The sequence below is a fragment of the Rhizobium hidalgonense genome (assembly GCF_005862185.2).
GTDB classification, from domain to species: Bacteria; Pseudomonadota; Alphaproteobacteria; order Rhizobiales; family Rhizobiaceae; genus Rhizobium; species Rhizobium hidalgonense.
Genome location: NZ_CP054027.1, coordinates 2,927,906 through 2,952,640, shown reverse-complemented (window position 1 = coordinate 2,952,640; position 24,735 = coordinate 2,927,906). Strand labels below are relative to the sequence as shown.

Below are 24,735 nucleotides of genomic sequence, written 5' to 3'. Positions count from 1 at the left end.
TATCACACGGATTCTCCATGACCAATCTTTCCAAAGGCAACGCCTTTCTTACCGGCTGGCTGCCGGGCGTCTTCATCAAAACGGCGGCGCCGATCGTCGCGATCACCACCGTCAACGGTCTCTTCACCGTGGTCGACGCCTATTTCCTCGGCGCCTATGTCGGCCCCGATGCGCTTTCGGCTGTCAGCCTGATTTTCCCGGGGCTGATGCTGTTGGTCGCCCTGCAATCGCTCGTTTCGAACGGCATGGCGAGCATCCTCGCCCGCCGGCTTGGCGCGGGCGATCGCCAGGGCACGGCCAGACTATTTGCCGGCGCCCAAATGCTGGCGCTGGCCGTCACCCTGATCCTGAACATGCTCTACTGGGCCGCCGGCCGGCAGATCATCGATGCCGGTGCTGCCGGCAACGCCGCGGTGGCCGATGGCGCGAAGTTGTTCATGGGCGCGATGATCGCCTTTGCACCCGTCAGCTTCTTCCTGTCGCTGCATCTCGACGGGTTGCGCTGCGAAGGCAAGATCGGTTTCATGACGCTGGTGACGCTGTCGGCCTCGCTGCTGAACATCTTCGCCAACTGGCTGTTCATGGCGGTGATGCATTGGGGCGTGCTCGGTTCGGCTGCCGGCTCCATCGCATCGCAATTCGTCTGTCTCGCAGCGGTACTTATCTATCGCTGGCGCCGCCCGGCGGCGCTCAGGCCTTTACGAGGATTGGCTTTTGCCGAATGGCGCGGCATCGTCGCCTTCGGCGCGCCCATGAGCCTCGGCTTCATCGGCATATCGCTGGCATCCGCCGCCATTCTGATCAACGTTTCGCTCTGGAGTATGTCTGATTATGCGGCGACGGTTGCCGCCTACGGCATCATCACCCGGATCATGACCTTCACCTATCTGCCGCTGCTTGGACTCAGCATCGCCCTGCAGACGATCGCCGGCAACAATCACGGCGCCGGCCTCGGCCTCCGCGTCGGCCGCAGCCTTCAGATCGCCATGCTCGCAGCACTCGTCTATTGCACCCTGGTGGAGATCGCCGTCGAGCTCATGTCCGGCCGCCTCGGCGCCGTCTTCGTCGCCGACCCCGCCATTGCAGCCGAGGTCACGCGCATTCTGCCCTGGACGATCGGCGCCTATTTCCTCTTCGGGCAGATGCTGATCCTGTCGTCTTATTTCCAGGCGATCGGCGACGCGCCGCGCGCGGCGATCTTCGGCCTGTCACGGCCTTATCTGCTCACCCTGCCGCTCACCTTCCTGCTGCCCTTCGTCTTCGGCGAGCAGGGGATCTGGATGGTACCGGTCTTTGCCGAGGCAGGCATGGTCCTCCTTGCCTTGCTGGTGCTGTCGCAGAACGCCAAACGCCGCGGTTGGCGCTACGGGCTTCTGCCCGTTTGAAAAGCCGTGCTCTCCAGCGCGGCTTTTGCCTGATATGCCCTATTCCTTGCCAGTTGCAGCAGCCGCTGTTGCGGCTTCTGCCTCGTCCAGCGCCTCGGCGCATTCCTGGCAGCAGACCTCGACGGTCTTGCCGCCGAGCTTGACGGTGATGGTTTCCGCGCCGAGTTCGCAGTCGCAGGCAGCGCACGTCGTCTTCTTCATCAGATGATCCTCCGATTGATCGTCCCCGGATCGGGACAGGCTGATAAGATCATCGAAGACCGCATTGCCGCTGTCGAAATCTTTAGCGATCGATCTTCATCTTCGCCGCAGCTGCGCCGCGCGCTGAAATTCGCCCGGGCTTTGCCCGAAGGCCTGCTTGAAGGAGGCGCTGAAATGGCTGTGGCTGGAAAAGCCGAGATCGAGGCCGAGCGCCGTCAGATCCTCGTACTGGCCGAGCAGGTCGAGGGCGCGGGCAAGTCGTAGCCTGAGCTGGTAGCGGTAAAGCGGTGTGGCCTCGACCTGTTGGAAAACCTGGGTGAGATAGACGGGTGAGACGCCGACCTCGGAGGCGATTTCCGCAAGTGTCCAGCGCCGGGCAAGATCGGAGGACAGCACCAGCTTTGCCCGGTCGACGAGTTTCTGCCGGCCGGCGCTGGCGCCGGCCGCATGTGACGTGCGCTCGCCGAGCGAGCGGCGCACCAGCGTCAGCGCCAGTGTTTCTACCTCCAGCGTCTCGGCGATGTTGCGGCTGAGACCGTGACGCAGCAAAGCGACCAGGGCCTGTGCCCGCGGATCGATCCGCCGGCGCTGGCGGCGGAAGGAAAAAGCCGGGCCGGCCTGCACCTGCTCCTTCGGTGCGAGCTCTTCGAGCATGGCCTCGTCGATCGCCAGGTCGATGCAGGCATCGCCGCCCTCAATCGGATGGCTGATGCGATAGCTCTGGCCGGCATTGAAAAACAGCACCTGATTGGCTTCGGCCACCGTGTCGTTGCGGCCGACATGCCGCATGAAGACACCGCGATAGGGATAGACGAGGCTCGTCTTGTGGGCGCATTCCTCGTCGCTCTTATGGCGGCACGCGCCGTTGCAGACGATATCACGAATGGTGACCATCTTCGTTTTCAGGAGCGGTGCTGTTGAAAACTGCGACATCTCATGTCCCGGTCACACAGGCCGCCACAAGGCGGCCTGGGCACAATATCACAACTGATGCCTGTATTTCAGTAGCGACTATAGACGTGAACGTCGCTTTCTGTCTGCCCCCTGGAAAGGCCGATATCCTTCAATTGCTCGTCGGAGAGTTCCATCAGCGCATTGCAGTTGCGCCGTTCGTCGATCTTGCGCGCCAGCCAGCGGACTGCCGTGACTGTTGCATGAAGCAGGCCGGGCCGCATAGGACGCGAAGAGCGGGTGTTGCGGGCCGGTATCGTGAAGTTCGAGCTATGCATGATGAGCCTCCATCCTTGTTTGGATGGAGGCAGTGAACCATCAGCGGCGGCTGGGCGCTGTCAGATTATTTAGCGATCTGCGGTATCCCTCACGCCTTAATCAGCCACTCGTGCTCAACGGCATTGTGGAATTTCCAGATCCGCTTCGGCCCGGCCATGACGTTGAGATAATAGAGATCGTAGCCGTGAGTTGCGGCGCAGGGGTGATAGCCCTTCGGCACCAGCGTCACGTCGCCGTCCTCGACCGCCATCGCTTCGTCGAGCGATCGATCGTCGGTGTAGACGCGCTGGAAACCGAAGCCCTGCGGCGGGTTGAGGCGATGGTAATAGGTCTCTTCCAGGAAGCTCTCGTTCGGCAGGTCGTCCTGGTCGTGTTTGTGCGGCGGATAGGAGGAGGTATGGCCACCCGGCGTGATCACCTCGACGACAAGCAGCGAATGCGCCGAGCTGTCGTCCTCCGGCATGATATTATTGACGTAGCGCACATTTGTGCCCTTGCCGCGCGTGACCTGCGGATGCGTGCCGGGCGGAATTTCCTTGGCCTGGTAGGTGCCGCCGCCGGGCGCCGAGCAGACGGCGAGTTCCAGATCGGTTTCCGCCGTCACCGACCACGTCGATTCCATCGGGATGTAGAGCGAATGCGGCGCGCCCTCGAACGGGCTCATGCGGCCGCCGAGCGTGCCGAAATCCTTTGTGCCGGCCGAGGCCTTGCCCTTGCCGGTCACCCAAACGAGGCAGACTTCCCGATCGCCGGTCTCTCCCGAAACCGTCTCGCCCGGTTTCATCCGATGCAGATCGAAACCGACATAGGTCCAGCCGGCATTCTCAGGGGTGACATGGGTGACACGGCCATGCGTGCCGGATGGTTTCACCTTGAGGTTTGGCATTGGTGATTCTCCTCGTAAGTTAGTGGGCGCGGCCCCCTCGTCCGGCTGCCGCCACCTTCTCCCCGAGGGGAGAAGGGATATGCCGCGCCGTCTCTTTTCCCCTTCTCCCCTGGGGGAGAAGGTGCCCGGAGGGCGGATGAGGGGACAACTTGCTCCAGCAGTCCCGCAAGGCCTCTCCCTTATCCCTTCGGAAAGCCTTCGGTTTCCACGCTATATCCCGCCGCCGTCATCACGCGCATCAATTCCGCATGGCCGATCTCGGCCATTTTCTGCGGCGGCGCCTTGCGTGGATCCTGTTCGGCTTCGACGACGAACCAGCCTTCATAGCCGTGATCGGCGAGCCGTTGGACGATGGCGCCGAAATCAAGCGAGCCGTCGCCTGGCACGGTGAAGGCGCCGAGCGCCACCGCGTCGAGGAAGGACTGCCGGCTGCGGTCAAGCCCGTCAACGACAGCCTTGCGGATGTCCTTGACGTGAACATGGTTGATGCGGGCGTGGTGATTGTCGATGGCTCGCAGCACGTCGCCGCGGGCAAAGGCGAGATGGCCGGCATCGAGCAGCAGCGGAATGCCTTCGCCCGAAGCGCGCATGAAGGCGTCGAGTTCCGGCTCGGTTTCGACCACGGCGGCCATGTGATGGTGATAGGAGAGCGGCATGCCCTGTTCGGCGCACCATTCGCCGAACTCGGTGACGCGGCGCCCATAGGCCTTCATCTCGTCGTCGGAAAGGCGCGGCTTGGTGGCGAGCGGCTTGGAGCGGTCGCCCTGGATGGAACGGCCGACTTCGCCATAGACGATGCACGGCGCATTGACCGCCTTGAATAGCTCGATCATCGGCGCGATGCGGTCCTTGTTGGCCGCAAGCTCCTCGTTGACCAGCGTGCCCGAGAACCAGCCGCCGCACAGCGTCACGTCGGCGGCGCGCAGGATAGGCAGCATCTCCTCGGGATTGCTGGGGAAACGGCGGCCTTGCTCCATGCCGGTGAAACCGGCGCCGCGCGATTGCCGCAGGCATTCCTCCAGCGATACATCGTCGCTAAGTTCCGGAAGGTCGTCGTTCCACCACGCGATGGGCGACATGCCGAGTTTGGCCTTCATCAGTAATCTCCTTGAAAATAGTGCGGAGGAGCGCTTCCGCTCCCCCGGAAATCATAGCAATCGATCAACCGACGCGCTGAGCAGCGCGCGCTTTGACATAGGCCTCATGGGCTCTGTTGACCTCGCCGCGCGGGCTGACCTCAGGCACTGCGACGTCCCACCAGTGGCCGCCGGCATCCGTCGTGATCAGCGGATCGGTGTCGATGACGAAGACCGAGGTGCGGTCGTTTTTCTTCGAATCAGTGATCGCCTGCTCCAGTTCGGCGATCGATCCGACCTTGACGGCGATCGCCCCCATGCTCTCGGCATGGGCGCGGAAATCGATCTCCGGCATCACCTCGTGATAGGAGTCCTTGAGCAGATTGTTGAAGTTGGCGCCGCCGGTTCCCATCTGCAGCCGGTTGATGCAGCCATAGCCGCGATTGTCGAGTACGACGATGTTGAGCTTGAGGCCGAGCATAACCGAAGTCGCGATCTCGGAATTCATCATCATGTAGGAACCGTCGCCGACCATGACGACGACATCTCGTTCCGGACGCGCCATCTTGGCGCCGAGCCCGCCGGCGATCTCGTAGCCCATGCAGGAAAAGCCGTACTCCATGTGATAGGTGCCGGGCGTCGTTGCCGGCCAGAGCTTGTGCAATTCGCCGGGAAGGCCGCCCGCAGCGCAAAGCAGCGTCGTGTTGTCGCCGCCGATCGAACGCACCACCGCACCAATCACCTGCGCATCGGAGGGCAGGGCGGCATTGGTCGTTGCCATCGCCCTGACAGTGGCCTCCATCCACACCTTCTTCTCCGCCGCGGCCTTTTCGGCCAATGCAGCCGGCGCCTTCCAGCCGGAAAGCCCTGCCGAAAGTGCCTTCAGCCCTTCGCGGGCGTCAGTCACCAGCGGATGGCTGTCGTGTTTCACCGCGTCATAGGCGGCGATATTGAGGCCGATCATATTAAGGTTGTCGTTCTTGAACAGCGACCAGGAGCCGGTGGTGAAATCCTGGCAGCGCGTGCCGACGGCAATGACCAGGTCCGTCTCTTCGGCGATTGCATTCGCCGCCGATGTGCCGGTGACGCCAACCGAGCCGAGCGCCAGCGGGAGTGTCTCGTCGATCGACGACTTGCCAGCCTGGGTGACGACGACGGGAATGGCGTGGGCCTCGGCAAAGGCGGCAAGTTCCTTCGTCGCCTGCGAATAGAGCACACCGCCGCCGGCAACGATCACCGGCTTTTGCGAAGCCTTGATCAGCGCGATGGCATTGGCCAGCTCGTCCGCATCCGGCTGCGGCCTGCGGGTCGTCCAGACTTTTTCATCGAACAGGCTTACCGGATAATCGAAGGCTTCAGCCTGAACGTCCTGGCAGAGCGACAAGGTCACCGGGCCGCAATCGAGCGGATCGGTCAGGACCTGCATGGCGCGCTTCAGCGCCGAAATGATCTGCTCGGGGCGGGTGATGCGGTCGAAATAACGCGAAACCGGACGGAAGGCGTCATTGGCCGAAACCGTGCCGTCGCCGAAATCCTCGATCTGCTGCAGCACCGGATCCGGTGCGCGGTTGGCGAAGACGTCGCCCGGCAGGAAGAGAACGGGAATACGATTGACGTGTGCCACGCCCGCGGCCGTTACCATGTTCAGCGCGCCGGGGCCGATCGAGGTCGTGCACGCCATGAAGCGCGTGCGGAAATTCGCCTTGGCATAGGCGATCGCGGCATGCGCCATGCCCTGTTCATTGTGGGCGCGATAGGTGGTCAGTTCGCCGCGCACCTGATAGAGCGCCTCGCCGATGCCGGCGACGTTGCCGTGACCGAAGATCGCCCAGACGCCGCCGAAGATCGGCACCTTCTTGCCGTCCACGACGGTCATCTGTTTTTTGAGGAAATGCGCGACGGCCTGCGCCATCGTTAACCGTGTCGTCTTGCCCATCGGGGCCTCCCGAACTTTTAGCTTTCGTCTATCTTCCCCGCCCCAACCCCTCCCCACAAGGGGGAGGGGCTAACCTGCCGTGCTGTTCACGCATATTGCAGCGTCTCTTCCAGCAGGACGGTTGCCGCCTAGTACGAGGCGGCGCCTCAAGTTAAGTCCCTTCCCCTTGTGGGGAGGGGTTGGGGAGGGGTTCTTCCTGTTAATGCGCGCGGGTCTTCAACCACGCCTCTGTCAGCTGCCGGAAGCGGCCCGCCATGTCGGCGATGGCCTCCTCATCGTTCATCCCACCCGAGAGCCAGGCCCGCGCCGCATCGGCAAAGATCGTCCGGCCGACGGCAAAGCCCTTCACGGAGGGAGCCGCCAGCGTCGCCTCGAAGCAGGAGATCAGCTCGTCGGCGGGCGCCTCGAGGCCCAAGAGCACGATACCGCGGCACCATGGATCATTTTTGGCGATCACCGCATTGATCTTTTTCCAGGCTTCGCTCGAGGCCTGAGGCTCCAGCTTCCACCAGTCCGGCTTGATGCCGAGTGCATAGAGCTCTTCCAGCGCGGTCGCGATCGTGTCGTCGGTGAGAGGCCCGTTCTTGCCGGCGATGATCTCCACCAGCAGCTCGCGCCCGACCTTGCGGGATGCCTCGAACAGTGTGCGTAGCTTCTCCTGCTGCTCGCTCTTCAATTCGGCCGGATCGTCGGGATGATAGAAGCATAGGCACTTGATGCAATGGCCGAGCGGCCATTCGACAAGCTGGGAGCCGATATCCTGGCTGAATTCGAAGCGCAGCGGCTTCGAGCCCGGCAATTCCACCGGCCGGCCGATCCAGGAGAAATTCTTCGTCGCCGCATCGAAAAAGGCGTCGCGGCCGAAGCGTTCGTCGAGCAGCATGCCGTAGCCGTCGCGGCCGTTCGAAACGCGTGCCGCTGCCGAGACTGCCAGTCGCTTGAAGGCGACGATCTTGTCGTGGCCGACGCCGAGTTCGTCGGCGACGCTGACGAGCTGTGAACGATGGTCGATCGCCAGCGCCATCAGCAGCGGGATGTCGCCGCGCCGGGTCGATGCCCAATGGATATGGTTGATCTCTTCGTCCTTGCGCAGCGCCCGATGTTTGCTGCCGGTCTTCAGGAAGAAGTCGAGTTCCGCCCAGGTCGGATATTCCGGCGAGCAGAGCAGGCGGGAGACGGCGAAGGCGCCGCAGGCATTGGCCCAGGTGGCGCAGGTCTTCAGCGGTTCATCGCGCAGGAAGCCGCGCAGGAAACCGGACATGAATGCATCGCCGGCGCCAAGCACGTTGAAGACTTCGATCGGAAAGCCCTCGCCGACGATGCCGGCTTCGAGGTCGTCGGCGATTGGCCCGTCATAAACGATGCATCCCATGGCGCCGCGCTTGAGCACGATCGTTGCCGGCGACAGGCGGCGGATCTCCTTCAGCGCGCCGAGCACGTCGTCGGCGCCGGAAGCGATCAGGATTTCCTCTTCGGTGCCGACGATGAGATCGCAATCCGGCAGCGTTTCTTTCATCTTCGAGGAAACCCGATCGGACTTCACGTAGCGCTCGAAGCCTTCCGCATGGCCGGCAAGGCCCCAGAGGTTCGGCCGGTAGTCGATGTCGAAGATCACCTTGCGGCCGTTCGCCTTGGCGATGCGGATCGCCTTGCGTTGCGCGGCCTCGGTATTCGGTCGGGAGAAATGCGTGCCGGAAACGAGAACGGCGCGCGACGACTTGATGAAATCTTCGTCGATATCGCCTTCATCGAGCCCCATGTCGGCGCAATCCGACCGATAGAAGATCATCGGCGACACGCCCTCGGCCTCGACCGCAAGCAGCACCAGCGCCGTCAGCCGCTCCTTGTCGGTGACGATGCCGTCTGTCGCGACCCCTTCGCGCGCCGACTGCTCGCGGATGAAGCGCCCCATCTGCTCGTCGCCGACGCGGGTGATGAGGCCGGATTTGAGGCCGAGCCGCGCCGTGCCGATGGCGATGTTGGCCGGGCAGCCGCCGACGGATTTGGCGAAGGAGCCGATATCCTCCAGCCGCGAACCGATCTGCTGACCGTAAAGATCGACCGAGGAACGGCCGATGGTGATTACATCAAGCGCCGGCTCCGGCTGTGAGCCCGGATTCGATTGTACCATGATGTCCTCCCACTAGATTTTGCGCGGCTTCCAGTGCCTGCGAATTTGTCAATAATGAAACATCGGTTCCGATATTTTGTCAATTCGGAATGTTTATTCCATTTTCGCTTTTCCAGCTTTTGAATGCTGACGCTTGCGCCGCCGCTCGGCGATGGCCACCGGCAGCGCCATGGTCAGCGCCATCGAGGCTGACAGCGAGCGGAAGCCGGCGAAATCGGCCTCAGCCACCTCGAACCAGTGCGTGGCGCAGGCGGCAAGTGGCGAGAAGGCCGAATCGGTGATGGCGATGACGGGGACGCCGCGGTCGGCAAGCTCCTGGCTCTGGCTGAGGCTGTCGGCCGCATAGGGCGAGAAACTCGCCGCGATCGCCGCATCTTTCGGCGTTGCGAACTGCACCATCTCAGGGTCGACGCCGTTCGGCGAGGCGACGATCTGGTGGCGGATGTTGAGCTTGGAAAAAGCGTAGGTCATGTGCGCCGTCAACGGGTAAGAGCGCCGTTTGGCGATCAGATAGATCGTCTCGGCGGCGGCAAGGATATCCACTGCTTTCGTAAACGTATCGCTCTGCACCGTCGCCGCCAGCCGGTTGACCGACTGGCTGGCCGCGGCAATGAAGCCGGAGAGCAGATTCGCGTCCTCGTCGTCGCCGCTCGCCTGCTCCAGCGTGACGAGCCGCTCCTCATAACTCAGCGTGCGGTCGCGCAGCCTTTCACGAAAGATGCTCTGCAGGTCGGAGAAACCTCCGTAACCCAGATGATGCGCCAGCCGCACCAGCGTTGAAGGCTGGACGTCGGAGGCAGCCGCAATGCTTGCCGTCGTGCCGAAGGCGATTTCATCGGGATTGCCGAGCGCGAAGGCGGCGACCTGCGCCAGCCGCTTCGGCATGTTCGCCTTGCGCTCGATGATGGTGCTGCGCAGGCTTTCGAAATCGCGCGGCACACGCGCCTGCCTCTGAGGGTCGTTATCCATGCTCGCGGCTCACGATATGAAACAAATATTCCATATTGCCGAACATAGACGATTTCAAACGGTACGCCTAATTGTTTTTAATCACCTGTAATTCAACACTTTTAAACAATAAATCCGGAGAGAGCCTGCAAACGCCGGCGGAGGGTCCCTTGTCAAAATGATCCAAATATTCCAAAAATCGCCGCGCAGTTCCTGGAGGAGACGGAAATGAAGCCACTCGGCATCGGTTTGATCGGCACCGGCTATATGGGCAAGTGCCATGCGCTGGCGTGGAATGCGGTGAAGACGGTGTTCGGCGATGTCGAGCGCCCGCGTCTCGTGCATCTTGCCGAAGCCAATGCCGGGCTGGCTGAGGCGCGTGCCGGCGAATTCGGCTTCGAGAAGGCGACGGCCGATTGGCGGGACCTGATTGCCGATCCCGAGGTCGACGTCGTCTCCGTCACGACGCCCAACCAGTTCCATCCCGAGATGGCGATTGCAGCCCTTCAAGCCGGCAAACACGTCTGGTGCGAAAAGCCGATGGCACCGGCCTATGCCGATGCCGAGCGCATGCTGGAAACGGCGAGGGGTTCCGGCAAGGTTGCAGCGCTTGGCTATAATTACATTCAGAATCCCGTCATGCGGCACATCAAGACGCTTATTGGTGAGGGCGCCATCGGCACGGTCAACCATATCCGCGTGGAGATGGACGAGGATTTCATGGCCGATCCCGATGTCTTCTTTTACTGGAAGAGCGAGCTTGCCGCCGGCTATGGCGCGCTCGATGATTTCGCGGTACACCCGCTGTCGATGCTCTGGTATCTGTTCGGCCATGTCGAGGCGGTCATTACAGACATGGTGAGGCCCTATGCCGACCGCCCGCTGAGCGAGGGTGGCCGCCGCCCCGTCGAAAATCACGATGGCGCCAACGTGCTGATGCGGCTTGGCGGCGGCATCTCCGCCGTGTTGATGGCCAACCGCGCCGCCTGGGGCCGCAAGGGCCGCATTGCCCTCCAGATCTATGGTTCGAATGGCTCGATCGTCTATGACCAGGAGCGGATGAACGAATTCGACCTCTACCAGGCGGATGGTCGCGGTTCCGAACAGGGTTTCCGCAAGATACTGGCGGCGCCCGCCCATCGGCCTTATGATCGCTTCATCCCGGCGCCCGGCCACGGTCTCGGCTTCAACGATCTGAAGATCATCGAATGCCGCGAGCTGATCCGGGCAATATCGGGGGAGCCGTCGTCGATCGTGACATTTAAAGACGGTCTCAGGATAGAGAAGTCGGTGCATGCCATGGCACAGTCGTTCCACGAGCGTCGCTGGATCGAGATCGGCTGAAGGTAAGAAGCCGCTTTCCGTTGACGGCGCGCAGAGCAGGGAATAGGCCTTGGCGTTGTTGTCGGGCGCAGTTTCAGGAGTGGGATCGTGACGGATAGACTGGTGATCATCGGCGCGGGGCAGGCCGGTTTCGCATTGGCGGCCAAGCTGCGTGGCTTGAAGGACATGCGCCCGATCACCCTTATCGGCGTCGAAGACGTCGCTCCGTACCAGCGACCGCCGCTTTCGAAGAAATATCTGCTCGGCGAAATGAGCTTCGACCGCCTGCTGTTCCGCGCCGAGAATTGGTATGCGGAGAATGATGTCGATCTTCGCCTTTCCACATGGGTCGAGCAGATCAAGCCCGACAACAAGCAGGTTCTGCTGCAGGATGGCTCCGTTCTCGATTACGACACGCTGGCGCTGGCCACCGGCGCGACACCGCGCCGGCTGCCCGCGGCAATCGGCGGCGATCTGGAAGGTGTCTATGTCGCTCGCGACAAGCGCGACGCCGATCTGCTCGCCGAGGAGATGCGCCCCGGTCGCCGCGTCCTTATCATAGGCGGCGGTTATATCGGTCTGGAGGCGGCAGCCGTTGCCCGCCACCTCGGCCTTGAGGTCACGGTCATCGAGATGGCCGACCGCATCCTGCAACGCGTCGCGGCGAAGGAAACCGCCGACATCATGCGCGGGATCCATGAGACCCACGACGTAGTGATCCGCGAGAAAACCGGGCTCAAGCATCTGGTCGGCAAGGATGGCCGCGTCACCGGCGCGGCACTTTCCGACGGATCGGTCATCGACATCGACTTTGCCATCGTCGGCATCGGCGTCGTACCGAATGACCAGCTCGCCAACGAAGCCGGCCTCGAAGTCGCCAACGGCGTTGTCGTCGACGAATTCGCCCGCACCTCCGATCCGGCGATCTTTGCCGCCGGCGATTGCGCGGCCCTTCCTTGGCAGGGTGGCCGCATCAGGCTCGAATCGGTGCAGAACGCCGTCGACCAGGCCGAAGCGGCGGCAGCCGTCATCGCCGGCGGCAGCGAGCCATATGATCCGAAGCCGTGGTTCTGGTCCGACCAGTATGACGTCAAGCTGCAGATCGCCGGCTTCAATCTCGGCTACGACGAAACGCTGCTGCGCCCCGGCGCCCGCGAAGGTGCCCATTCTATCTGGTACTTTAAAAAAGGTCTGCTGATTGCCGTCGATGCCATCAATGACGCCAAAGCCTATGTGACCGGCAAAAAGCTGCTGGAATCCGGGATCAACCCCGACAGAGCGATTCTCGCCGACCCCTCAGCCGATCTCAAGCGTCTGCTCGGCTGAGCCGGAAACCGATTCCGCAAGGGATCACCCCGGCGGGACGCCATGCTGGGGTCACCAATCCTATCGAACGCGGGACGGCGAAGCTCAGCTTCGCCGTCGAAGCGACGCGCGGTCAAATTCGGCTGATCACCGGTATGGAGTAATGTCCCTTTGCCCAGCCCAGCCGAAATGCCAGCCGCTGTATTTCTTCTGGTGAAAGTTCAAAAAACCCTTGCATTCACAGACCGGTCACCATAGTTAGGCCGCACCGGAGAGGTGGCCGAGTGGTCGAAGGCGCTCCCCTGCTAAGGGAGTATACGTCAAAAGCGTATCGTGGGTTCGAATCCCATCTTCTCCGCCATTTTTATTTTCCCAGTTCAGATCGATCCTTAATTTTCAGGCAGAGAATTCGCCTTCGCTTTCGGCGATCGCTCGTGACCGCTGGACGGCAAGGCTTGATGGCTCCTTGGTGAGAAAATCCCTCCGCGTCCAGCGAGAGAATCGCCATTGGGAATCACCGCCCGCTCGCATGTCCCGGCAAGCACTGTAATGGGATCGGTGCATCTTCGGTTACGCTTGCAGCGGTGGAGATATCTCCTCCAGCATCCGGATTTCGTCAAAAAAACGTCGCAAATGTGTTGCGAAGCCCATGTCCAGTTCCCGGTTCATCTTACCTAAGTCGCCGCAAAATCAGCGTTTTCTTAACAAAGCATAAAGGAAATCGCGGCCGCTTGCCCAACTTGTGTCCTTTCAGCAACAGAATGTCGGGAAGGCTCCCCCAAACCCCCCATCCGAGCAAGTTGGTGATTGCGTGACGGCCGCCGTCTTGTATTTTCACCCTCGGAAGCAAGGGCGACTGATCGTCCACTTCTTGAAACACGGGAATGGGGCAGGGAACGCTGCTCAGCGAAAGATCCCAAACCCGATCGAAACTTTGAATTGGAGGTCATTTATGAACATCAAGAGCCTTCTTCTCGGCTCCGCTGCTGCTCTCGCAGTAGTTTCCGGTGCTCAGGCTGCTGACGCTATCGTTGCTGCCGAGCCGGAACCGGTTGAATATGTTCGCGTCTGCGACGCTTACGGCACCGGCTACTTCTACATCCCGGGCACCGAAACCTGCCTGAAGATCAACGGTTACATCCGTTTCCAGGTCAATGTTGGCGACCGTCCGGGCAATTCGCTGACGCGCCCTAACGACTCCGACTGGGATGCTGTTACTCGCGGCCAGGTTCAGTTCACCGCCAAGAGCGACACCGAATACGGTCCGCTGACCGGCGTCATCGTCATGCAGTTCAATGCTGACAACGCCACCGATCAGAGCGCCAAGCTCGACTCCGCTTACCTCGACATCGCTGGCTTCCGCGCCGGTCTGTTCTACAGCTGGTGGGACGACGGCCTCTCCGGCGAAACCGACGATATCGGTTCTCCGGTCACGCTGCATAACTCCATCCGTTACCAGTATGAAACCGACGCCTTCTACGCTGGCATCAGCGTTGACGAGCTGGAAGACGGTCCGTTCTATGACGGCGAAACCCCGAACAACGTCGGCGTTGCCGTCGGTCTCGGCGGCAAGGCTGGTGCGTTCAGCTACCAGATCACTGCCGGCTACGACGTCGACAATGAAGAAGGTGCCGTTCGCGCAATGGGTACGGTTGACATCGGCCCCGGCACCCTCGGTCTCGCTGCTGTTTACTCCACCAACCCGAACGCCTACTACAACGCGGCTGAATGGGCTGTCGCTGCCGAATACGCTATCAAGGCAACCGACAAGCTGAAGATCACCCCTGGTGTTCAGTACTACGGCGACTACGGTGTCACCGCTGGCGATTTCAACGACGGCGATGCCTGGAAGGTCGGTCTGACGGTTGATTACCAGATCGTCGACAACTTCTACGCCAAGGCTTCGGTTCAGTACCTCGATCCGGAAGATGCTGACGACTCCACTTCGGGCTACTTCCGTCTGCAGCGTTCGTTCTAATCTGATCTGACTTCGGTCAATCAGGAAAGCCCGGCTCTCTGAGCCGGGCTTTTTTGCATTGAGCGGACCGCATGTCAGCCCGCTGCCCGGCTCCGATGAGGCCAATTCATGTCGCCCGGAAGTGCGGCGCTTCCCGGATGACGACATGCATCAAAACAACGAGCGAAAGCGCGTCGCTGATTCAAATTAGTGCTGTAGGCTTTATCGGCGGGAGGCGAGAAAAGCTCGAATGGCTGTGGGGATGCCGCCGTGATGCAGAAGCGGCGCGTGTCCCTGTCCTTCGGCGGTATGCAGGACCAGACCCGGATGCCGGCAGGCCATTTCATCGGCCGTCTCATTTGAAAGCAGAGGCGTATTTTCGCCGCGGATCACCATCAGCGGAAATTGACTCAGGCTTTCGAATTGCCCCCAGAGATCGGGCAGCGGCTGGCTGAGATCGACCGATTTCAGCGCTTCGGCAATCGCCGGGTCAAAATCGGCGACCGGCCTTCCGCCGATGTCGCGATAAAGGGCAAGCGCCATCTCGCGCCAATCATGCTCTGCAAGTGCGGTGAACGAGGCGCCATGATTACCCCTCACTATATCGACCGCCTCGCCCCAGTCTGTCGGCCTTCTGCCGCAGTTGAGGTAGTCTCGAATGCGCGCCAGCCCTTCGGCCTCGACCACAGGCCCGATATCGTTGAGGATGACGGCCTCGAGAAGATCCGGCCGTGTCGCCGCGAGCAGATGCAGGATCAGCCCGCCCCGCGACGTGCCGATGAAGATCGCCCGCTCGATGTCGAACGCCGCGCAGGCGGTAACGACGTCGCGGGCTTCCGTAGTGAGATTGTAGTTCGCCTTTTTCTCGTCCCAGGCCGAGTTTCCCCGTCCGCGCGAATCGAGCGCGATGACCCGCCGTGGTGCCGTCGTGTCCTGGGAGAGAAGCAGCGCCAGCCGATGAAAATCCCGCGTATTGCGGGTCAGGCCTGGCAGACAGATGACCGGCAGCCGTCCTGTAGTTACCGTCTCGTCCGGCCGGTAGTCGCGGGCATAAAGCGTCAGACCATCGGGAGAGGTGTAAAATCGTTCCTGGAAACCGCTTGCATAAGTATCCGGCATCGCATCCCTCGAAATCTGTTGATCCGGAAGATGTAGCCTGCTTTTCCAGCCGCGCAAACAGCGTCAGGAGGCGCTACGCCCGCCGATCAGGTCACGCTCGATATCTGTGGGCTGGCCGAGACGGGCCTTGTAGACCTCGTAATTCTCCATCACCCGCTGGACATAGTTCCGCGTTTCGGGGAAGGGGATGCGCTCGATCCAATCGACGATCTCGTCGATCGATTTGCCGCGTGGATCGCCGTAGCGGCTGATCCATTCCGGTACCCGCTTCGGCCCGGCATTATAGGCGATGAAGGTGAGGATATAGGAGCCGCCGAAGGCGTCAATCTGCTCGCCGAGATAATGCGCGCCGAGCGTGGCGTTGTAGCCGGCATCGGCGGTCAGCTTGTCTTTCGAATAGGCGATGTTGTGGCGCTTGGCCACCGCCTGGGCAGTCCCCGGCAGAAGCTGCAGCAGGCCGCGTGCGTTCGCCGCCGAAACGGCCGCCGGGTTGAAGGCGCTTTCCTGCCGGGCGATGGCATAGGCAAGCGCCTTACCGGAGCCTGATATATTGGCATTCGACGGGATGACGCCGACCGGAAAGGCGAGCGCTGCGACACCGATGCCGCGTCCATAGGCGATCTTGCCGATCTGTAGCGACAGATGATGGTCGCCGGATTGTTCGGCCTGGGCCGCAAGCACTGCCAGTTCACCGGGGCTCTGCAATTGCTCGGCAAGCGCGAGATAGAGAATGGCGGCCCGCCATCCATGGCCCGCCGATTCCAGCCGGGCGATCGCCTGCACGGCTTCGCGTGCCTGGAGGCGTTGCCGGTCGGCCGTGCTCGGCGAGGGATACGTCACGTTCAGCGTCTTTTGCCCCAGCCGTTCTGCCGCGAGTTGGCCATAGAAGGTGCCGGGGAAGGTCGCAGCCTTCCCATAAAATTCGCTGGACTTTCCAGGACCTCCGGCTTCCGCCGCGCGTCCCAGCCAATACCAGGCGCGTGAAACCGAGATCGGCCCGTTTGATGTCTGCAGGATTTTGCGGAAGTGTTTTTCCGCCGTTGCCGGATCCTGCAGGCCGCGAAGCGCGTACCAGCCGGCATGAAACTCAGCCTCGACGATATCCGTTGGGCTCGTTGCGGCGTAGTCGGCGACGATGCGATAAGCAGGTTTGAACTGTCCCTGGTCGACGAGGCCACGACTGACGATGCGCTGCTCGTTCCACCACTCGCCGGAATTGACAAGCTCGCTGCGCTCGGGCGGCATCCGGTCGAGCAGTGCCGCAGCCTCGGCATATTTGTCCTGTTTGCGCAGATATTCGATCCGCGCAAACAGCAAGCCGGCATCGCTGCGCCATCTCGCATCGACGGCGTCGAGCAGCGTGCCGGCATTGCCGGCCTTGGCGTCGACGGCGGCCCATGCCTTGTAGAGCGACTGCGCCTGGCCCATGTCGCCGAAACGCTTGGCCTGCGCCACCCGGCCGCGATACATCAGATAGTCCATCCGCGCCTTATGGTCGGCCGGCGTCAACAGCGCGGAAAATTCGATGAGGATCTTGTCCTCGGTCGCCTTGTCGAGAGCCTCTCCACGCCAGACCTTGCGGACATATTTTGCTGCCTGCGCCTGTTTGCCTGTTGCAACCAGCGCCCGGCCGAGAATGACGGCGCCCTGCATCGTCTCAGGCGCGGTATCGCCGAAGGCGGCAAGCACGGCGGATGGGGCGGGGTTTTCGTCATAGAGCGCGCGTTCGGAATAGGCACGCAGCCGCGAAAGGCCCGGCCAGCTCTTGAGCTCCTGCGCAGCACTGGCGATCTCATAGGAGGGAACGCCCTTCAATCCAGAAACGGCAATCGCCCAGGTGAGGATATGGCGGTCGAGCGTACCGTCTCGCATATTGTCTCGGATCGACAGCGCCAGCCGCGGATCCTTGTCGGAAAGTGCGTCGAGGCCGGCTTTCAGGTCGCCATTGACGGGTGCGACTGCCGGATTATGCGGAATGGCGCCTGTTGTGATCGATTCAGGCAGTGAAGTTTCAGGGATGAAGCCGAGCGGCTTCACACCGGGAATGGCGGTGCTCTCGCCGGGAAGCGGCGACGCTACGCTGCTCCACGCAGCGGCAAGAAAGCCGAAGGCGGACAGAATCAGGACAGCTTTCTTCATCCGGGATCTCGCAACGAAAACACGCCCTGCCATTTGGCTAGAGGCATCTTAACGAAACCTTACCGTACCAGGTAAAATTCATTCACATCTGCTATCGGAATTTGCCCTAAACCGAACTCTCCGCGCTTGTCGCGATGATTTCGGCGCTCTATGGTGCGCAAAATATTCATGGAATGCGGCCGAAGCAAGGATTTGGTCGTGAGGAGCTTTGCATGTTCAATGGGTCCATTCCCGCCCTCGTCACCCCCTTCACCGATGCCGGACTGATCGACGAAGACAGCTTCGCCGCGCATGTCGACTGGCAGATCAAGGAGGGCAGCAATGGTCTCGTTCCTGTCGGCACGACGGGCGAATCCCCGACGTTGTCGCATGCCGAGCACAAACGGGTCGTGGAGCTCTGCATCGAGGTTGCCGCAAAACGCGTTCCCGTCATGGCCGGCGCCGGTTCAAACAATACAGGTGAGGCGATCGAGCTTGCCCAGCACGCCGAAAAGGTCGGCGCGGATGCTGTTCTGGTCGTCACTCCTTATTACAACAAGCCGACGCAAAAGGGCTTGATCGCGCATTTTTCGGCGATTGCCGAGGCCGTCGATCTGCCCATCTATATCTACAACATCCCCGGCCGCTCGGTCGTCGACATGACGCCGGAAACGATGGGTGTGCTCGCCAAGGCGCATGGCAATATCGTCGGCGTCAAGGATGCGACGGGCAAGATCGAGCGTGTCTCCGAACAGCGCATGACCTGCGGCAAGGATTTCCGGCAATTGTCCGGCGAGGACGCGACGGCGCTCGGCTTCAACGCCCATGGCGGCGTCGGCTGTATCTCGGTCACGGCCAATGTGGCTCCGCGCCTCTGCGCCGATTTCCAGGCGGCGACGCTGAAAGGCGACTATGGCAGCGCGCTGGAATATCAGGATCGACTAATGCCGCTGCACAAGGCGATCTTCCTGGAACCCGGTCTTTGCGGCGCCAAATACGGGCTCTCCCGGCTTGGTCGCATGAGCCGCAACGTCCGCTCGCCGCTGCTGTCGACGCTGGAGCCGGCAACCGAAGCGGCGATCGACGCCGCCCTTCGCCATGCCGGGCTGCTGAACTGAGGAGACCGGCCGTCTTCACAAGGCCGGGTCGTTCCCTTACATAAAGGGTAAGCAATGAGGGCGCGGTCTTTCGCGCGCCCTGAAGGGAATATTGTCATGGCCCCCAAAGGCAGCCAGCGCGTGGTGAACAAGGTCGTGGCCGAAAACCGCAAGGCCCGCTTCAACTACGAGATCATCGATACCTACGAGGCCGGCCTCGTGCTGATGGGCACAGAGGTCAAGTCGCTGCGCGAAGGCAAGGCCAATATCGCCGAATCCTATGCGTCGGACGAGGGCGGCGAAATCTGGCTGATCAACTCCTACCTGCCGGAATATCTGCAGGCGAACCGCTTCAATCACGAACCGCGCCGGCGCCGCAAGCTGCTTTTGTCTGGCCGTGAAATCCATCGCCTGCGCTCTGCCGTCAACCGCGAGGGCATGACGCTGATCCCGTTGAAGATCTATTTCAACGACCGCGGTCGGGCGAAGATGGAACTGGCGCTCGCCAAGGGTAAGAAACTGCACGATAAGCGCGAGTCCGAGAAGGAACGCGATTGGAACCGGCAGAAGAGCCGTCTGCTGAAGGATAATGGCTAACTAGGCCGCTTGGGGGACGATTGCCGTTTCGCACGGCAATGCTGCCGGATCAGTCCTCGATATCGCTGGCCGGAGCTACGACTTCCACCGGGCGTGGAGCCCGCTCCGCAGGGTCGCGACCGATTTCAGCCTTCAAAGACAAGAGATCGATGAAGTGGTCGGCCTGACGGCGCAGGTCGTCGGCGATCATCGGCGGCTGCGTCGCCATGGTCGAAATCACCGAAACCTTGCGGCCCCTGCGCTGTAGAGCCTCCACAAGATTGGTGAAGTCGCCGTCGCCCGAGAAGATGACGAGATGATCGACCGTCTCGGACTGTTCCATGGCATCGATCGCAAGCTCGATGTCCATGTTGCCCTTGATCTTTCTGCGACCCATGGAATCTGTGAATTCCTTGGCGGGCTTGGTCACGACCTTGTAGCCATTATAGTCGAGCCAGTCGATCAACGGCCGGATCGAGGAATATTCCTGATCCTCGATCAGAGCGGTATAATAGTAGGCGCGCAGGAGATAGCCGCGTTTCTGGAATGCTTTCAATAGTTTGCGATAATCTATGTCGAAACCGAGGCTCTTGGATGCAGCGTAGAGGTTGGCGCCGTCAATGAAGAGTGCAATTTTTTCGCGTGGGTCAAACATCGCTTACCAATCCAATGAGAGCAATCGAAATCCGCAGGACCAAAATTCAATAAAATCAATGAGTTGTGTTTTGATTTTGCTCTGATCCATATTTTAACAATTATTCATATATGAAAGATTTAGGGCACGATTCGGCATATTCCAAGCAACCCCAGGTGGAATTGTGACATTCTCCATGGAAATTTAGATCAGCCGCTTATAAAGACGAGGGGAGCCGGAATGAAAAACTTGTATTTGCCCGGTTTTAATTGTATCGGGCGTGCTAATCCCGAAATGACGACCGTAAAGGACAGGCAATGGCCCGTGTCACAGTTGAAGATTGCATCGACAAGGTGGAGAACCGCTTCGAGCTGGTTCTGCTCGCCAGCCACCGCGCCCGGCTGATTTCCCAGGGCGCCTCGATCACCATCGATCGCGACAACGATAAGAATCCGGTCGTGGCGCTCCGCGAAATCGCCGACGAAACGCTTTCGCCCGATGACCTCAAGGAAGATCTGATCCATTCGCTGCAGAAGCATGTCGAAGTCGACGAGCCCGAACCCGATCCGGCCAGCATGATCGCCGCCGGCGGTGTCGCTGCGGCCGACAGCGAGGAGCAGGACGACCTGCCCGAAACGATCACGTTCGACCAGATGTCGGAAGAAGAGCTGCTTGCCGGCATCGAAGGCCTGGTGCCGCCTGAGAAGAGCGACGACTACTAAGCGCAGGCCGATCCCCGGTCTTATGATCCGGTCGCAGACGAACCGGAAATCATTCGATGCGAAAGTGCGATGATTACCAATCGTCAATCTTGCGCCTTTATTGCTTAGGCATATTATTGCCCATGTGTGCGCCAATCGTTGATTGGCGCGCTTTTATTTTTACCGGAGTGGCTTTGGAATGATGCGGCAGTACGAGCTCGTGGAGCGGGTTCAGCAATACAAGCCCGATGCCAATGAAGCACTGCTGAACAAAGCCTATGTCTACGCCATGCAGAAGCATGGCCAGCAAAAGCGTGCGAGCGGCGATCCCTATATTTCCCATCCGCTCGAAGTCGCCGCCATCCTCACCGACATGCACCTCGATGAATCGACGATTGCAGTGGCCCTGCTGCACGATACGATCGAGGATACGACGGCGACGCGCGCCGAGATCGACGAACTCTTCGGCGAGGATATCGGCCGCCTTGTCGAGGGGTTGACCAAGATCAAGAAGCTCGATCTCGTCACCAAGAAGGCCAAGCAGGCGGAAAACCTGCGCAAGCTGCTGTTGGCCATATCCGACGACGTGCGCGTTCTGCTCGTCAAGCTTGCCGATCGCCTGCACAACATGCGCACCCTCGATCATATGTCGGCCGATAAGCGTGCCCGTATCTCCGAGGAGACGATGGAAATCTATGCGCCGCTCGCCGGCCGCATGGGTATGCAGGATATGCGCGAGGAGCTGGAGGAGCTCTCCTTCCGCCATATGAACCCGGAAGCCTACGACACCGTCACCAAAAGGCTGGAAGAGCTTTCCAAGCGCAACGAGGGCATCGTCAAGAAGATCGAGGCAGAACTGCGTGATCTGCTGGTCGCAAGCGGCCTGACCAGCGCCTATGTCAAGGGTCGGCAGAAGAAGCCCTATTCGGTCTTCCGCAAGATGCAATCGAAGTCGCTTTCCTTCGAGCAGCTTTCCGATGTCTACGGTTTCCGGTTGATCGTCGAAGACATCCCGTCCTGTTACCGGGCGCTCGGCATCGTCCACACCCGCTGGCGCGTCGTGCCCGGCCGATTCAAGGACTATATCTCGACGCCGAAGCAGAATGATTACCGCTCGCTGCACACCACCATCGTCGGTCCCTCCAGCCAGCGCATCGAACTGCAGATCCGCACCAAGCGCATGCACGAAATCGCCGAATTCGGCATCGCCGCCCACACGCTCTATAAGGACGGCGCCACCAATGCCGACGGCGACATTCTTTCGCGCGAATCCAACGCCTATTCCTGGCTGCGCCATACGATCGAGGCGCTAGCCGAGGGCGACAGCCCGGAAGAATTCCTCGAACACACCAAGCTCGAGCTCTTCCAGGACCAGGTCTTCTGCTTCACGCCGAAGGGCAAGCTGATTGCCCTGCCGCGCGGCGCCACCCCGATCGATTTTGCCTATGCGGTGCACACCAATATCGGCGATACCACGGTCGGCGCCAAGATCAACGGCCGCATCATGCCGCTGGTGACGCGGCTTGCCAATGGCGATGAGGTCGAGATCATCCGCTCCGGCGTCCAGGTCCCGCCCGCCGCCTGGGAGGAGATTGTCGTCACCGGCAAGGCGCGTGCCGCCATCCGCCGCGCCACCCGCATGGCGATCCGCAAGCAATATGCCGGCCTCGGCCACCGCATTCTCGAGCGCACCTTCGACAGGGCCGGCAAGATTTTCTCCCGTGAGGCGATGAAGCCGGCGCTGCATCGTCTCGGCCAGAAGGATGTCGAGGATGCGATCGCCGCCGTCGGCCGCGGCGAGATGTCCTCGCTCGATGTGCTGCGCGCCGTCTATCCCGACCATCAGGATGAGCGCGTCACGGTAAAACCCTCCGGCGATGACGGCTGGTTCAATGTCCGCAGCGCGGCCGGCATGATCTTCAAGATCCCCGGAAAGGCCAAGCCCGGTCTCGACGGCCGCCATCCGGAAGTCGACACCGACGTTGATATCGGCCCGATCCGCGGCCTGTCCGGCAATGTCGACGTCAAGTTCGCGTCGACAGGCGCGGTGCCCGGCGATCGCATCGTCGGCATCATGGACCAGGGCAAGGGCATCACGATTTATCCGATCCAGTCGCCGAGCCTCCAGCGCTTTGACGATCAGCCCGACCGTTGGATCGATGTCCGCTGGGATCTCGACGAGGCCAACAAGTCGCGTTTCATGGCGCGCATCATGGTCAACGGGTTGAATGAGCCCGGCACGCTTGCCAAGGTCGCCCAGACGGTTGCAGGCCTCGACGTCAATATCCGGTTATTGAATACGGTGCGGGTCGCTGCCGATTTCACCGAAATGATGCTCGAGGTTGAGGTCTGGGACCTGCGTCAGCTCAATCAGCTGCTCGCCCAGATGAAGGAACTGGATTGCATCGCCACGGTCCGGCGGCTCTACGAGTAGGCTTTTGTTAATCCTGACCACCGGCAGGTCGATAAATTGCACATTTTGTGATCGTTATATGGTCGGAATGGCGCATCGAAAAGGCAAGCAATGCGCCTGATGCATGGCTGACTCCATGTTGCGGCGGTGGTAATTAACCTTTGCCGCGACTATCTTCTGGTCATCGAAACGCAAACAGAAGATGAGACAAGGTAATGTTTGAACCTATCAGGAAAATCGCTCGCGCCCTGCGCGCTCCGACCGCCCAGGAACGTGAAATGGCCTATTTGAACGGCTCGTTCGATCGTATCGATCTCGAGTTTCGTCAGCGCCAGGTCGACCGCGGTCTGTTCCGCAATCGCTGATACTGAGCTTTATACTTGAGACGAGTGAGGGACGTTATGCATAACGGACGCCCCTCGGCATGAAAAAGCTCTTCTCTGCTGAGAGGGCTGAGCTGTTTTTTCGGCGCTATCATTTGCCGCTCTTGTCATGGTCATGTGCGCTGCACTAAATACCGGCCATGTTGTTTCGCCGTCGCAAGCCCGCGGGATTCAAGGAAAAGATGCGAGAGCTTCTATGGCCCCGCAAAGGTTTCCTTCGCCCGATCCGTTACCTCTCAATGCGCATCCTGCGCCTGAGCGCTTCGCCGCACGCGGTTGCGGCCGGCGTTGCTGCCGGTGTCTTCGTCTCGTGGACGCCTTTCATCGGCGTGCATTTTGTCATGGCTTTCGTCATCACCTATTTCCTTTCCGGCAGTATGGTGGCCGCCGCCCTCGGTTGCGCCGCCTTCGGCAATCCGCTGACCTATCCCTTTATCTGGGGCATCACCTGGGAGATCGGGCATCTGCTGCTCAGCCGTGAGGATCAACTGGCCGGTCAGGCGATTGATCTCGCCGCCCTGTTTCACAAGCTGAACTTCACTGAATTGTGGAGGCCGGTGCTGGAGCCGATGCTCGTCGGCGCCATTCCGCCGGCGATCGTCACCTCCGTTGCGCTCTATGCACTGACATTCTACACCGTGAAGGGTTTTCAGACGCGCCGCCACACCCGGCTGCTGGAGCGGGCGCGTCTGCGTCTGGCGAGCCCTGCCGGCGACATGCCGAGCGTATGAACCTGGTCAATAAATCTAAGCGACGGAAGGTTCCGGCATGATCATCGGCATTGGCAGCGATCTGATCGACATTCGCCGCGTTGAGAAGTCCATCGAGCGCTTCGGCGACCGCTTCACCCATCGCTGCTTCACCGAGGTCGAGCGCGCGCGGTCCGACCGCCGGGCGAATCGAGGCGCCTCCTATGCCAAGCGTTTTGCCGCCAAGGAGGCTTGTTCCAAGGCGCTCGGCACCGGTATCGCCCAGGGCGTCTTCTGGAAGGACATGGGCGTCGTCAACCTGCCGAGCGGCAAGCCCACGATGGTTTTATCGGGCGCCGCCGCCCTGATCCTCGAATCGATGCTGCCCGCGGGCCACAGGCCCGCCATTCATTTGACAATAACGGATGATTATCCCTTGGCGCAGGCCTTCGTAATTATTGAGGCGTTGCCCGAGAACCTTTGATCGCGACCTCGGGAGCGATTGAGCGCGACCCCGGAAGCGATTGATGCGACCCCGGAAGCGTTTCGACGCGACCCCGGAAGCGTTTCGACGCGACCTCTCGTCGCTTTTGATGCTGTCGCCATTGCCGCAACCGGCCGAAGCCG

Annotated in this window: 22 protein-coding genes and 1 tRNA gene; 12 read left to right on the top strand and 11 right to left on the bottom strand. The window is 61.0% G+C overall.

Annotation, left to right across the window (positions count from 1 at the left end):
- Positions 1-17 precede the first annotated feature (17 nt).
- Complete coding sequence (locus FFM81_RS14250; RefSeq protein ID WP_138384805.1) at positions 18-1,385, top strand: MATE family efflux transporter; 1,368 nt, start codon at positions 18-20, stop codon at positions 1,383-1,385.
- A 39-nt stretch (positions 1,386-1,424) separates the two neighbouring features.
- Here the strand turns inward: FFM81_RS14250 and FFM81_RS14245 are convergent, their stop codons facing one another.
- The 8 genes from FFM81_RS14245 to FFM81_RS14210 form a co-directional block, all read right to left on the bottom strand.
- Positions 1,425-1,586 (bottom strand): hypothetical protein, encoded by a 162-nt coding sequence (locus FFM81_RS14245; protein WP_003569217.1) that lies wholly within the window; start codon positions 1,584-1,586, stop codon positions 1,425-1,427.
- 96 nt (positions 1,587-1,682) lie between these two features.
- On the bottom strand, positions 1,683-2,519 hold the full coding sequence (locus tag FFM81_RS14240) for a helix-turn-helix transcriptional regulator (RefSeq protein WP_138384806.1): 837 nt from the start codon (positions 2,517-2,519) through the stop codon (positions 1,683-1,685).
- A gap of 68 nt (positions 2,520-2,587) precedes the next feature.
- The gene (locus FFM81_RS14235) at positions 2,588-2,815 is read right to left on the bottom strand and encodes a DUF1127 domain-containing protein (protein WP_003569214.1); all 228 of its coding nucleotides are present in this window, start codon (positions 2,813-2,815) and stop codon (positions 2,588-2,590) included.
- An 89-nt stretch (positions 2,816-2,904) separates the two neighbouring features.
- Entirely contained in the window at positions 2,905-3,702 is a 798-nt protein-coding gene (gene iolB, locus FFM81_RS14230; RefSeq protein ID WP_003569212.1) for a 5-deoxy-glucuronate isomerase, read from the bottom strand.
- A 179-nt stretch (positions 3,703-3,881) separates the two neighbouring features.
- The gene (gene iolE / locus FFM81_RS14225) at positions 3,882-4,799 is read right to left on the bottom strand and encodes a myo-inosose-2 dehydratase (RefSeq protein ID WP_025415764.1); all 918 of its coding nucleotides are present in this window, start codon (positions 4,797-4,799) and stop codon (positions 3,882-3,884) included.
- Between the two features lie 64 nt (positions 4,800-4,863).
- A complete protein-coding gene (gene iolD / locus FFM81_RS14220; RefSeq protein ID WP_138384807.1) occupies positions 4,864-6,714 on the bottom strand; it encodes a 3D-(3,5/4)-trihydroxycyclohexane-1,2-dione acylhydrolase (decyclizing) in 1,851 nt (616 codons plus the stop codon).
- A gap of 199 nt (positions 6,715-6,913) precedes the next feature.
- Positions 6,914-8,845 (bottom strand): bifunctional 5-dehydro-2-deoxygluconokinase/5-dehydro-2-deoxyphosphogluconate aldolase, encoded by a 1,932-nt coding sequence (locus tag FFM81_RS14215; protein ID WP_025415766.1) that lies wholly within the window; start codon positions 8,843-8,845, stop codon positions 6,914-6,916.
- Between the two features lie 93 nt (positions 8,846-8,938).
- A complete protein-coding gene (locus FFM81_RS14210) occupies positions 8,939-9,814 on the bottom strand; it encodes a MurR/RpiR family transcriptional regulator (RefSeq protein ID WP_003569199.1) in 876 nt (291 codons plus the stop codon).
- A gap of 207 nt (positions 9,815-10,021) precedes the next feature.
- Between FFM81_RS14210 and FFM81_RS14205 the strand changes: the two genes are divergently transcribed.
- The 4 genes from FFM81_RS14205 to FFM81_RS14190 all read left to right on the top strand — a co-directional run bounded on the left by FFM81_RS14205 (position 10,022) and on the right by FFM81_RS14190 (position 14,399).
- Positions 10,022-11,137 (top strand): Gfo/Idh/MocA family protein, encoded by a 1,116-nt coding sequence (locus FFM81_RS14205; RefSeq protein ID WP_025415767.1) that lies wholly within the window; start codon positions 10,022-10,024, stop codon positions 11,135-11,137.
- A gap of 87 nt (positions 11,138-11,224) precedes the next feature.
- Positions 11,225-12,442, top strand: a complete 1,218-nt coding sequence (locus FFM81_RS14200; protein ID WP_025415768.1) for an NAD(P)/FAD-dependent oxidoreductase — start codon at positions 11,225-11,227, stop codon at positions 12,440-12,442.
- Positions 12,443-12,691: 249 nt separating this feature from the next.
- Positions 12,692-12,782: transfer RNA gene (locus tag FFM81_RS14195), tRNA-Ser, on the top strand.
- Positions 12,783-13,373: 591 nt separating this feature from the next.
- Positions 13,374-14,399, top strand: a complete 1,026-nt coding sequence (locus tag FFM81_RS14190) for a porin (RefSeq protein ID WP_025415769.1) — start codon at positions 13,374-13,376, stop codon at positions 14,397-14,399.
- 201 nt (positions 14,400-14,600) lie between these two features.
- On the opposite strand, the gene FFM81_RS14185 is transcribed toward FFM81_RS14190, so the two are convergent.
- The gene (locus FFM81_RS14185; protein WP_138384808.1) at positions 14,601-15,497 is read right to left on the bottom strand and encodes an alpha/beta fold hydrolase; all 897 of its coding nucleotides are present in this window, start codon (positions 15,495-15,497) and stop codon (positions 14,601-14,603) included.
- Between the two features lie 63 nt (positions 15,498-15,560).
- Entirely contained in the window at positions 15,561-17,636 is a 2,076-nt protein-coding gene (locus FFM81_RS14180; protein ID WP_138384809.1) for a lytic transglycosylase domain-containing protein, read from the bottom strand.
- Positions 17,637-17,848: 212 nt separating this feature from the next.
- Between FFM81_RS14180 and dapA the strand changes: the two genes are divergently transcribed.
- Positions 17,849-18,733, top strand: a complete 885-nt coding sequence (dapA, locus tag FFM81_RS14175; RefSeq protein WP_025415772.1) for a 4-hydroxy-tetrahydrodipicolinate synthase — start codon at positions 17,849-17,851, stop codon at positions 18,731-18,733.
- 96 nt (positions 18,734-18,829) lie between these two features.
- Complete coding sequence (gene smpB, locus FFM81_RS14170; RefSeq protein WP_012557117.1) at positions 18,830-19,309, top strand: SsrA-binding protein SmpB; 480 nt, start codon at positions 18,830-18,832, stop codon at positions 19,307-19,309.
- 49 nt (positions 19,310-19,358) lie between these two features.
- Here the strand turns inward: smpB and FFM81_RS14165 are convergent, their stop codons facing one another.
- Positions 19,359-19,943: a LabA-like NYN domain-containing protein gene (locus FFM81_RS14165; RefSeq protein ID WP_003574262.1), complete on the bottom strand. Its 585-nt coding sequence runs from the start codon at positions 19,941-19,943 to the stop codon at positions 19,359-19,361.
- A 296-nt stretch (positions 19,944-20,239) separates the two neighbouring features.
- On the opposite strand from FFM81_RS14165, the gene rpoZ reads away from it, so the two are divergent.
- The 5 genes from rpoZ to acpS all read left to right on the top strand — a co-directional run bounded on the left by rpoZ (position 20,240) and on the right by acpS (position 24,592).
- A complete protein-coding gene (gene rpoZ, locus FFM81_RS14160) occupies positions 20,240-20,644 on the top strand; it encodes a DNA-directed RNA polymerase subunit omega (protein WP_003574261.1) in 405 nt (134 codons plus the stop codon).
- Positions 20,645-20,822: 178 nt separating this feature from the next.
- Positions 20,823-23,057: a RelA/SpoT family protein gene (locus tag FFM81_RS14155; protein ID WP_003574259.1), complete on the top strand. Its 2,235-nt coding sequence runs from the start codon at positions 20,823-20,825 to the stop codon at positions 23,055-23,057.
- Between the two features lie 194 nt (positions 23,058-23,251).
- On the top strand, positions 23,252-23,401 hold the full coding sequence (locus tag FFM81_RS14150; RefSeq protein WP_003574257.1) for a DUF3563 family protein: 150 nt from the start codon (positions 23,252-23,254) through the stop codon (positions 23,399-23,401).
- A gap of 158 nt (positions 23,402-23,559) precedes the next feature.
- A complete protein-coding gene (locus FFM81_RS14145) occupies positions 23,560-24,150 on the top strand; it encodes a DUF2062 domain-containing protein (protein WP_138384810.1) in 591 nt (196 codons plus the stop codon).
- Between the two features lie 37 nt (positions 24,151-24,187).
- Positions 24,188-24,592, top strand: coding sequence for a holo-ACP synthase (gene acpS / locus FFM81_RS14140; protein WP_003574253.1), 405 nt, complete (start codon positions 24,188-24,190; stop codon positions 24,590-24,592).
- Positions 24,593-24,735 lie beyond the last annotated feature (143 nt).

What these genes read in the sequence shown, in the direction of transcription:
- FFM81_RS14250 (WP_138384805.1), top strand. Translation starts at nt 18, where the DNA reads ATGACCAATCTTTCCAAAGGCAACGCCTTTCTTACCGGCTGGCTGCCG.
- FFM81_RS14245 (WP_003569217.1), bottom strand. Translation starts at nt 1,586, where the DNA reads ATGAAGAAGACGACGTGCGCTGCCTGCGACTGCGAACTCGGCGCGGAA.
- FFM81_RS14240 (WP_138384806.1), bottom strand. Translation starts at nt 2,519, where the DNA reads ATGTCGCAGTTTTCAACAGCACCGCTCCTGAAAACGAAGATGGTCACC.
- FFM81_RS14235 (WP_003569214.1), bottom strand. Translation starts at nt 2,815, where the DNA reads ATGCATAGCTCGAACTTCACGATACCGGCCCGCAACACCCGCTCTTCG.
- iolB (WP_003569212.1), bottom strand. Translation starts at nt 3,702, where the DNA reads ATGCCAAACCTCAAGGTGAAACCATCCGGCACGCATGGCCGTGTCACC.
- iolE (WP_025415764.1), bottom strand. Translation starts at nt 4,799, where the DNA reads ATGAAGGCCAAACTCGGCATGTCGCCCATCGCGTGGTGGAACGACGAC.
- iolD (WP_138384807.1), bottom strand. Translation starts at nt 6,714, where the DNA reads ATGGGCAAGACGACACGGTTAACGATGGCGCAGGCCGTCGCGCATTTC.
- FFM81_RS14215 (WP_025415766.1), bottom strand. Translation starts at nt 8,845, where the DNA reads ATGGTACAATCGAATCCGGGCTCACAGCCGGAGCCGGCGCTTGATGTA.
- FFM81_RS14210 (WP_003569199.1), bottom strand. Translation starts at nt 9,814, where the DNA reads ATGGATAACGACCCTCAGAGGCAGGCGCGTGTGCCGCGCGATTTCGAA.
- FFM81_RS14205 (WP_025415767.1), top strand. Translation starts at nt 10,022, where the DNA reads ATGAAGCCACTCGGCATCGGTTTGATCGGCACCGGCTATATGGGCAAG.
- FFM81_RS14190 (WP_025415769.1), top strand. Translation starts at nt 13,374, where the DNA reads ATGAACATCAAGAGCCTTCTTCTCGGCTCCGCTGCTGCTCTCGCAGTA.
- FFM81_RS14185 (WP_138384808.1), bottom strand. Translation starts at nt 15,497, where the DNA reads ATGCCGGATACTTATGCAAGCGGTTTCCAGGAACGATTTTACACCTCT.
- FFM81_RS14180 (WP_138384809.1), bottom strand. Translation starts at nt 17,636, where the DNA reads ATGAAGAAAGCTGTCCTGATTCTGTCCGCCTTCGGCTTTCTTGCCGCT.
- dapA (WP_025415772.1), top strand. Translation starts at nt 17,849, where the DNA reads ATGTTCAATGGGTCCATTCCCGCCCTCGTCACCCCCTTCACCGATGCC.
- smpB (WP_012557117.1), top strand. Translation starts at nt 18,830, where the DNA reads ATGGCCCCCAAAGGCAGCCAGCGCGTGGTGAACAAGGTCGTGGCCGAA.
- FFM81_RS14165 (WP_003574262.1), bottom strand. Translation starts at nt 19,943, where the DNA reads ATGTTTGACCCACGCGAAAAAATTGCACTCTTCATTGACGGCGCCAAC.
- rpoZ (WP_003574261.1), top strand. Translation starts at nt 20,240, where the DNA reads ATGGCCCGTGTCACAGTTGAAGATTGCATCGACAAGGTGGAGAACCGC.
- FFM81_RS14155 (WP_003574259.1), top strand. Translation starts at nt 20,823, where the DNA reads ATGATGCGGCAGTACGAGCTCGTGGAGCGGGTTCAGCAATACAAGCCC.
- FFM81_RS14150 (WP_003574257.1), top strand. Translation starts at nt 23,252, where the DNA reads ATGTTTGAACCTATCAGGAAAATCGCTCGCGCCCTGCGCGCTCCGACC.
- FFM81_RS14145 (WP_138384810.1), top strand. Translation starts at nt 23,560, where the DNA reads ATGTTGTTTCGCCGTCGCAAGCCCGCGGGATTCAAGGAAAAGATGCGA.
- acpS (WP_003574253.1), top strand. Translation starts at nt 24,188, where the DNA reads ATGATCATCGGCATTGGCAGCGATCTGATCGACATTCGCCGCGTTGAG.